This is a genomic window from Caulobacter sp. (genome assembly GCF_017744445.1).
Taxonomy (GTDB): Bacteria; Pseudomonadota; Alphaproteobacteria; order Caulobacterales; family Caulobacteraceae; genus Caulobacter.
Genome location: NZ_JAGIBH010000042.1, coordinates 1 through 1,359, shown reverse-complemented (window position 1 = coordinate 1,359; position 1,359 = coordinate 1). Strand labels below are relative to the sequence as shown.

The following is a 1,359-nucleotide window of genomic DNA, read 5'->3' as shown; positions in this document are numbered from 1 at the left end:
GGGAGGGACCCACGCTTGCGTGGGAGGGAGAGGGATTACGACGCCCGACGACGAGCCGGCAGTGCGAATATCGGCAAGGGTTTAACCCCTCACCCTCCCACCACTTCGTGGCGGGCCCCGCCCTCTCCCTCTGGGAGAGGGTCTTTTTTTAGAACGCCCCTTGCGGGACCTCGGCGTACTGGCCGCCCTTGCGGTAGCGGTAGAGGTAGGACGGGACGACCGACTCCACGGCGGTCGGCACGACGCCGGCCTCGGCCAGACCCGGCAGGCCGTTGTTCGCGACGTTGTCGGCCTTCAGCGACTCGACCTGGTCGGACGTCAGCGGCGGGTTGATCGGCGACAGGTCGCCGACCTTTCCGATCCAGCCGGCGGCGAAGAACGGGATCGGGGCGAGGACGCGGTTGCGGCCGGTCTCGACCAGGATCAGCTCCAGCAGTTCCTTGAAGCTGTAGACGGCCGGGCCGCCCAGCTCGTAGGTCAGGCCCTCGGCCGCCGGGTGCGAGACCGCCTTGGCGATCACGGCGGCCACGTCGCCCACATAGACCGGCTGGAACTTGGTCTCGCCGCCGCCGACCAGCGGCAGGGCGGGGAACAGGGCGGCCATCTGGCCGAACTTGTTGAAGAAGCGGTCCTCGGGGCCGAACACGATCGACGGGCGAATCACCACCGCGCCCGGGAAGACCTCGCGCACGGCCTGTTCGCCGGCGGCCTTGGTGCGGGCGTACTTCGAGGGCGACTCGGCGTCCGCGCCCAAGGCCGAGATCTGGACCAGGCGCTTGACGCCCGCCGCCCTGGCCTGTTCGGCCACGGTGCGTGCGCCCATAACGTGCAAAGTCTGGAACTTCTGGCGGCCGCTCTCCCAGAGCACGCCCACCAGGTTCACGGCCGCTTCCGCGCCGTTCAGGGCCCGCGCCACCGAGGCCGCGTTGCGGACATTGGCCTGGACCACCTCGATCTGACCCACGTCGCCCAGCATGCGCATGCGATAGGCCAGGTTCGGATTGCGAACCGCCACCCGCACGCGATGGCCCGCCTTGGCGAGCGCGCGGACGACCTGGCCGCCGACGAAGCCGGAGCCGCCGAACACCGTGACCAGACCTTGCATATTGAACTCCGTCCTAAAGCCGTGAGCGGGGGATTAGACGACCCGGACGACAATCGCAACGAAATGCGAAATTAAGCGATTGACGTGGCCAGAACCTTTGCATAAACGTCCCGGCCTCGCGGCGGTCCACGGATCGCTTCGCAGGCCCAGGTGGCGGAATTGGTAGACGCGCTGGCTTCAGGTGCCAGTGACTGAAAGGTCGTGGAGGTTCGAGTCCTCTCCTGGGCACCACCCTTCGTAAGGAAGGGTGGCGC

General features: G+C 67.8%; 1 protein-coding gene, 1 tRNA gene and 1 pseudogene. 1 reads left to right on the top strand and 2 read right to left on the bottom strand.

The window, feature by feature from the left end:
• Positions 1–84 precede the first annotated feature (84 nt).
• Positions 85–150, bottom strand: a pseudogene (locus J7528_RS23420) (hypothetical protein); the annotation flags it as partial.
• Positions 149–1,105 (bottom strand): complex I NDUFA9 subunit family protein, encoded by a 957-nt coding sequence (locus J7528_RS23415; protein WP_291879665.1) that lies wholly within the window; start codon positions 1,103–1,105, stop codon positions 149–151. The pseudogene J7528_RS23420 and the gene J7528_RS23415, both read right to left, overlap by 2 nt.
• Positions 1,106–1,249: 144 nt before the next feature.
• Here J7528_RS23415 and J7528_RS23410 point away from each other — a divergent pair.
• Positions 1,250–1,336: transfer RNA gene (locus J7528_RS23410), tRNA-Leu, on the top strand.
• Positions 1,337–1,359 lie beyond the last annotated feature (23 nt).